General features: G+C 57.9%; 7 protein-coding genes. All 7 read right to left on the bottom strand.

Annotation, left to right across the window (positions count from 1 at the left end):
• Positions 1–751: 751 nt before the first annotated feature.
• Positions 752–2650, bottom strand: coding sequence for a 1-deoxy-D-xylulose-5-phosphate synthase (gene dxs / locus TU73_RS27800; RefSeq protein ID WP_057014848.1), 1899 nt, complete (start codon positions 2648–2650; stop codon positions 752–754).
• Between the two features lie 110 nt (positions 2651–2760).
• Positions 2761–3648, bottom strand: coding sequence for a (2E,6E)-farnesyl diphosphate synthase (gene ispA / locus TU73_RS27795; protein WP_057014847.1), 888 nt, complete (start codon positions 3646–3648; stop codon positions 2761–2763).
• Positions 3645–3887 (bottom strand): exodeoxyribonuclease VII small subunit, encoded by a 243-nt coding sequence (locus TU73_RS27790; RefSeq protein WP_003176346.1) that lies wholly within the window; start codon positions 3885–3887, stop codon positions 3645–3647. Before TU73_RS27790 ends, ispA begins: the two co-directional genes overlap by 4 nt.
• 74 nt (positions 3888–3961) lie before the next feature.
• Positions 3962–5101 (bottom strand): Fic family protein, encoded by a 1140-nt coding sequence (locus tag TU73_RS27785; RefSeq protein WP_057014846.1) that lies wholly within the window; start codon positions 5099–5101, stop codon positions 3962–3964.
• A gap of 138 nt (positions 5102–5239) precedes the next feature.
• On the bottom strand, positions 5240–5575 hold the full coding sequence (locus TU73_RS27780; protein WP_156421262.1) for a hypothetical protein: 336 nt from the start codon (positions 5573–5575) through the stop codon (positions 5240–5242).
• A gap of 126 nt (positions 5576–5701) precedes the next feature.
• The gene (locus TU73_RS27775) at positions 5702–6112 is read right to left on the bottom strand and encodes a hypothetical protein (protein ID WP_057014844.1); all 411 of its coding nucleotides are present in this window, start codon (positions 6110–6112) and stop codon (positions 5702–5704) included.
• On the bottom strand, positions 6109–7001 hold an 893-nt coding region (locus TU73_RS27770; RefSeq protein WP_209434874.1), incomplete at its 5' end, for an RHS repeat-associated core domain-containing protein. The genes TU73_RS27775 and TU73_RS27770, both read right to left, overlap by 4 nt.

Here is a 7001-nt window from a genome sequence, read left to right as displayed (position 1 = left end):
CCAGAGCGGAGGGGTGAGTAGCAGCGTGGGCTCCCACACGTGCTTTAAGCACTCGGGGCATTCAGCTTGCTACTCACCGCTCTCACCCTCAGTCTAATCCTGGCTCAAGACACAAGGGGGCTTGCCCCCGATGGCGGCGCGTCAGTTGCAGATGTGCTTGCTGACACTCCCTCATCGGGGCATAGGTATCTACACAACTTTGGGGCGACGCTGGACCTGTGGCGAGGGAGCTTGCTCCGTGACGGACTGACAGCCGACGCTGATCGAGCTGACGCACCGCGATCCAAATGTGGGAGCTGGCTTGCCTGCGAAGGCGGCCTTAAAGCCGACCAGAATCTCGGGTCAGACCGCGTACATATCGGTTCCTGCGGTAATGGCTGCTATTGGTTCCGCTTTTACAGCGGGTCACTTTTGAAAAGAGCCCAAAAGTAACCAAAAGGCTCTTGCCCCACCACTCGGCACCTCGCTCAGGCTCGGTGTGCCCGTAATTCGCCAGTGATTTGGGGGGTCGCCGCCACGCGCCATCCATGGCGCGGGGCGGCTAAACCGGCATCCCTGCCGGTTTACCCCCCAAACCCCTGTCGAATTCCGGCCAGCGTGGTTTAACGGGGCGCCTAAGATCAAAAGCAGATCAAGATCAAGAGCGACTCGCTTCGCATCGTGGTTACCGTCGGCTGCTACAGCCTACAAAGTTGTGTAGATACCTATGCTCATCGGGGGCAAGCCCCCTCCCACATTTTAGTCCCGGTTTCTACAGGCCCAGCAGCGCCATGCGCTCGCGGACCGAGGCTTCGATGCCGGCCTCATCCAACCCGCACTCAGCCAGCATCTGCGCCGGCTTGGCGTGCTCGACGTACAGATCCGGCAGGCCCAGGTGCAGCACCGACTTGAGAATATTCTCCCGCGCCAGGAATTCGCTGACCGCCGCCCCGGCGCCGCCCATGATCGCGTTCTCTTCAACCGTCACCAGCAGCTCATGGCTAGCTGCGATCTCGCGCACCAGCGCTTCATCCAGCGGTTTGACGAAACGCATGTCGACCACAGTGGCGTCGATTTTCTCGGCGACTTTCAGCGCTTCGGCCAGTTGCACACCAAATACCAGGAATGCGGTTTTGCTGCCTTGGCGACGCACGATGCCTTTACCGATCTCAATCGGCTCCAGATCTTTCTCGATCACCGCGTTCGGGCCATTGCCCCGCGGGTAACGTACAGCGGCCGGGCCGCTGTACAGGTGGCCGGTGCTGAGCATCTTGCGCAGTTCGTTCTCGTCGCTCGGCGTCATCACCAGCATGCCGGGGATGCAGCGCAAGTAGGACAGGTCGAAACTACCGGCGTGGGTCGGGCCGTCTTCGCCCACCAGGCCGGCGCGGTCGATGGCGAACAGTACATCGAGGTTCTGCACCGCCACATCGTGAACAAGCTGGTCATAGCCGCGCTGCAGGAAGGTGGAGTAGATCGCTACCACCGGCTTGGCGCCTTCGCAGGCCATGCCAGCGGCGAAGGTGACGGCGTGCTGCTCGGCAATCGCCACGTCGAAGTAACGCAGCGGGAAACGCTCGCTGAACGCCACCAGGTCGGAGCCTTCCTTCATTGCCGGGGTAATGCCCACCAGGCGCGGGTCGGCGGCGGCCATGTCGCACAGCCATTCGCCGAAAACACCGGAATACTTCGGCCCGCTGGCTTTTTTCGGCGCAGCGGCGGGGGCGTCCAGGGGTTCAAGCTTGGTGATCGCGTGGTAGCCAATCGGGTCGACTTCCGCCGGGGCGAAGCCTTTGCCTTTCTTGGTGACGATATGCAGGAACTGCGGGCCCTTGAGGTCACGCATGTTACGCAAGGTGGCGATCAGGGTCGGCAGGTCGTGGCCGTCGATAGGGCCGATGTAGTTCCAGCCCAGCTCTTCGAACAGAGTGCCGGGCACCAGCATGCCCTTGGCGTATTCTTCGGTGCGACGGGCAATTTCCCACGCGCCAGGCAGGCGCGAGAGCACTTTCTTGCTGCCTTCGCGCATGCTGGCGTAGGTGCGGCTGGAAAGGATCTTCGCCAGGTAATTGGACAGGCCCCCGACATTGCGCGAGATCGACATGTCGTTGTCGTTGAGGATCACCAACATGTTGGCGTCCACTTCCGGGGCGTGGTTGAGCGCCTCAAAGGCCATGCCGGCGGTCAGCGCGCCATCGCCGATCACGGCAATGGCTTTGCGCTCGCTGCCTTGCAGGCGGGCGGCAATCGCCATGCCCAGCGCTGCACTGATGGAGGTGCTGGAGTGGCCGACGCCAAAGGTGTCGTACTCGCTCTCCGAACGTCGCGGGAAGGCGGCCAGGCCGTCCTTCTGGCGCAGGCTGCCCATGCGCTCGCGACGGCCGGTGAGGATCTTGTGCGGATACGCCTGATGGCCCACATCCCACACCAGCCGGTCATCCGGGGTGTCGAACACGTAATGCAGGGCGATGGTCAGCTCGATCACGCCCAGCCCGGCGCCGAAATGCCCACCGGTCTGGCCGACCGTGTAGAGCAATTCCAGGCGCAACTCATCGGCCAGGGTTTCCAGCTCGGCTTCACCCAGTCGACGCAGGCCGTCCGGCGTGGCAGCGCGGTCGAGCAAGGGCGTGGACGGGCGTTTGCGGGGAATCTCTTGAAACGTCGTGGGCATCAGGCGAATCGTTATAGGTATAGAAGAGGCGGCAGTTTACCTCAAGCCGTGCAAACTGCCCACGCAGAGCGCCGAACTTGGCCGATATGCGGCGCAAATGGCCGGGGTTGTCAGTGGCGACGCTCGACGATATACCGCGCCAGGTCCCGCAGGGGCTCGGCCGCCGCGTCGAAAGGTCGCAGGGCATCCAGGGCTTGGTCACGCAGTTCAATGGCATATGCCTTGGCGGCTTCCAGCCCAAGCAATGCAGGGTATGTCGGCTTGTCCCGTGCAATATCGGCGCCTTGGCGCTTGCCCAAGGTAGCCGTGTCACTTTCTACGTCGAGAATGTCGTCCTGTACCTGGAACGCCAGGCCGATAGCCCGGGAATAGGTTTGCAGGGCCGCCAACTGCGCGGTTTCGGCACGGCCACTGGCCAAGGCGCCCAAGTGCACGGCCGCTTCAATCAGCGCACCGGTCTTGTGGCGATGCATGTGCTCGAGGGCTTCTTGATCCAGCTTGAGGCTGACCGAACCCATGTCGATGGCTTGCCCGCCGACCATGCCGGCTGGGCCTGCAGCGTGGGCCAAGGCGGTTACCATGCGCAGGCGGATTTCGGCGTTGACGCTGCTCAAACGCGGGTCCAGCAATGCGCTGAACGCCAGGCTCTGCAAGCCATCACCGGCCAGGATCGCATAGGCTTCATCAAAGGCTTTGTGGGTGGTGGGCTGGCCGCGACGCAGATCGTCGTCGTCCATTGCCGGTAAGTCGTCATGTACCAGAGAATAGGCGTGGATCAGCTCCACCGCGCAGGCGGCACCATTGGCTTCTTCGGCTGGCGCACCCAGGGCTTCACAGGCCGCATAGGCCAGCAACGGCCGCACACGCTTGCCGCCATTCATGACGCTGTAGCGCATGGCTTCATAGAGGCGCGTCATTTCCGGGCTTGGCGCGACAAACAAGGGCTCCAGCGCCGCATTCACCCGGGCTTGGCTACTGGCCTGGTACGCGTCGATCATTCCGGCTGTTCCGCATCGAAAGGTTCTTCGGCCAACTCCCCATCACGCTCCAGCAACACCTGGACCTTCTGCTCCGCCTGCGCCAACGCGCTCTGGCAGTCGCGGGTCAGGCCGATACCCTGCTCAAACGCCGTCAACGAGTCCTCCAGCGACAACTCGCCGTTCTCCAGCCGCTCGACCAGGGTTTGCAGGTCGGCGAGGGATTGTTCGAAATCCAGTGCAACTTTTTTGCGGGCCATGGCGGCAATTCCGGTAGACGGTAAACCGGCGCGACACTAGCAGACATGGGGGATGGGGGCAAATGAGCAGGGAGCTACTCGTGGGTGGGATTGATCCGATAACGCGTGCTGCGGCCGCCTCCGGGGAGGCGTATCAGGCAGTTTTTTTCCAGTAGGTCGGCCAGGTGGCGTGTTGCTGTCGCCTTGGACACTTTTGCCACCGCTTGGTACTGCGCGGCGCTGATGCCGTGTTCGAAGCCCCTCTCACCACCATCGAGCAGGCGGTTGAGTACCTTGACCTGTTCGGCAGACAAAGAGATGCCACGGTGTTGTTGCCAGAATCGGCTCTTGCCTAACACCCGGTCAATCCGCGCCATCGCCTGCTGAAGGCTGCGCAGCAGGGTTTTAAGGAACCATTCCAGCCAGTCGGTAATATCCAGCGTGGCCTTTTGGCTGGATTCCAACGCGTGGTAATAACCGGCACGGTCTTCGAGGATGCTGGCCGACATCGCATAAAAGCGAATGGCTTGGTGTTCGCCCTGGGCCAGGGCCAAGTCAGTAATAGCGCGTGTCAGCCGACCATTGCCGTCATCGAACGGATGCAAGGTGATGAACCAGAAATGCGCGACGCCAGCGCGTACCAATGGATCCAGCTCAGGTTGATTGCGGCTTGTTTCGAACCACTCGAGGAAATCATCCAGGGCCTGCTCCAGGCCTTTACGTGGTGGTGCTTCGAAATGGACGGTCGGCCGATCAAGTCGCCCTGACACGACCTGCATAGGCTCATCGCCTCGCAATTCACCGACCTTGACTGCGCGCGCGGCGTAGCCTGCTTCGGGAGCAGGGAACAATAAATGATGCCAATTCAATAACCGAGCGCGGGTGAAGGGTTGGTCGAATTGCTGGGTGGCATCCATCATCAAATCCGCCAGCCCTTCACTGCGGCGGCTTACCTGACCGTCCTTCGTGGCTTCCAAGCCCATTCGTCGCGCCAGTGATGAACGCACCGAGCCGACGTTCAATTGCTCACCTTCTATGGCCGAGGAGGTCAGGATATTTTGCAGCAGTGCATCCAATTCATTTTGCGCACTGACCGCTTGGGTGACAGAACCGAGCATGCCCAGAAGCTTGCCTTGGGCTTGCCCGCACTCCCGTAGCGAGGCCGCCAGACGCCAGGGCTGCCAGTGGAAGTGGGGCCAGTCGGTGTGTTGCCAGATCCAGTGCGGGTGATTCATGGGAAAGCGCCTAGGGTCGTGAGCCGAATAGAGGGGCTATTCGGCTCATTTTATGAGCCGATTGTGCGGCGAATTTGGCTCATGGTCTAGGGGCTGACCTCATGTTCGGAGTACGCGGCGAAGTGGTTGAGGCCGTACTCAGACGTTTGTTGGGTATAGATGAATGGAATTTACTTTCAACTCTACGAAATCGCATTCCTCTTTTATTGGTTCGTCAAGTTCAATAAGTATTATTGAGTCGCCAAGCTTTAATGCGGCGCAACCATCATCTTTATCTTGAATTAGTTTGCCAATTATTGAGTGTGTGTCATTAGTAAAAGTGATCTGTGGCTTATTTTTAAGCGAGGGTATGATGTTTTTTTTCCAAAAAAATACTTCGTTCAGCTCGAACTCCACGTCTAGATCTTCACCAATTTCTGGTGTGGGACTGCTCCATAAAGCTACGCAATTTCCGAAAGGTGAATGGAGTTTCACATGCAGAATGCCTTGGTCAGAAACCGTGTCCGTTACTCGTATCCTCATTTAGCCTTGAGTACTGCATATTAGAACTGATTTCGATACGCCCAAGTTTTTCATAAAGCATTCGCGGTTCGGGGTGTTCTAAAGTTTTACAAAATCAACATCGCCCTCAAATGAAATGCAGGCAATCCAGTCTAGCTGTTTTTGAAGTATGTACGTATGTTGAGGTATTTTCGAAAAAAAATGTAGTGAGTGCATAAGGTCGTTGATAGTAATTGAATATGCGTTATCGGTTGCATCGCCGATGAAAATTATATTCCGTTCCGTAGCGTACTTTATTTTTTTTTCTAATCTCTCTAGCGTAGTGTGCGAAGAGGAAGGACCAATGTAAGTGATTTCTTTAAATGAGCTCCACGCTATTTGGCTCCCTGAAAAAGGAATGGTCTCATTTATTAACTCAACCATTGAGTCGTGTTCAGCTTCTGAAGGAACGCTGAATTGGACGTTCATTTGCTTGAAGTCGTTGATTATTTCATCGTCAAGATAGCTCATTTTTTTGCGAACCTCTTGGTGAGCTGAAACACAGTTTTTGATGTGCCTTCAAACGTGTAATGAGGGCCATTTTTTCTGTGGGTCCATACGTTAATGTGAGCACCATGCCTATCGTCGTATTCAATACGATAACCAGTCCTCGCGTCAGCTGTTTGCATTCCGATGGGCTGACCTTTACGTTCACCGAATTTTCCTAGTTTTGGTTTTTCTGCCCGAAAGTCGTTTTCCAGTAACCATTCAAGTGCCTTGTTCAACGCTTGCTCATAGGTGACTGAATGAGTTGAGCTACCTACCTTTGGCGTTTCTTCTTCATGTCGGTGAGACGCTTGGCTTTTTTGCCCCGGACACTTGCCACGAGTACACGCTAATCCTAGCGGATCCACCCACCCCGTAGGGTTGGGCACGTACTGGTAGCCATTGACCCCACCCGCCAACTTCACCGGATCCGGCGTCAGGTAACGACCAATATCCGGATTGTAGTAGCGATGGCGGTTGTAGTGCAGCCCGCTTTCCTGATCGAAGTACTGCCCCTGGAAACGCAATGGATTGTCGATTTTGCCTACATCGAACCGGGCGATTTGGCCGTAGGCGCGGTAGTGGGCGGACCAGACGATTTCGCCTGCGGGCGTGGTGAGTTCCTGTGGTGTGCCGAGGTGGTCGAGTTGGTAGTGGTAGGGCGTTGTGGCTTGTGGCCCGTAGCCTTCCAGCAGTACCAGTGGACGGAAGCTGCCGGGCTCGTAGATGTAACTGCGGTGGCGGTCCGCATGGTGCTCGGCAATCAACTTGTCGCCTTGCCAGAAAAACTCGGTGGTCTTGCCCTCCACGGTCTTGCTGATGCGCCGCCCGAATGGGTCATAGCGGTAACTGGCGGTTTCGCCGTTGGGCTTCG

The sequence above is a fragment of the Pseudomonas libanensis genome (assembly GCF_001439685.1).
GTDB lineage: Bacteria > Pseudomonadota > Gammaproteobacteria > Pseudomonadales > Pseudomonadaceae > Aquipseudomonas > Aquipseudomonas libanensis.
The sequence above is the reverse complement of the archived record's forward strand: the minus strand, read 5'-3'. Positions and strand labels throughout refer to the sequence as shown.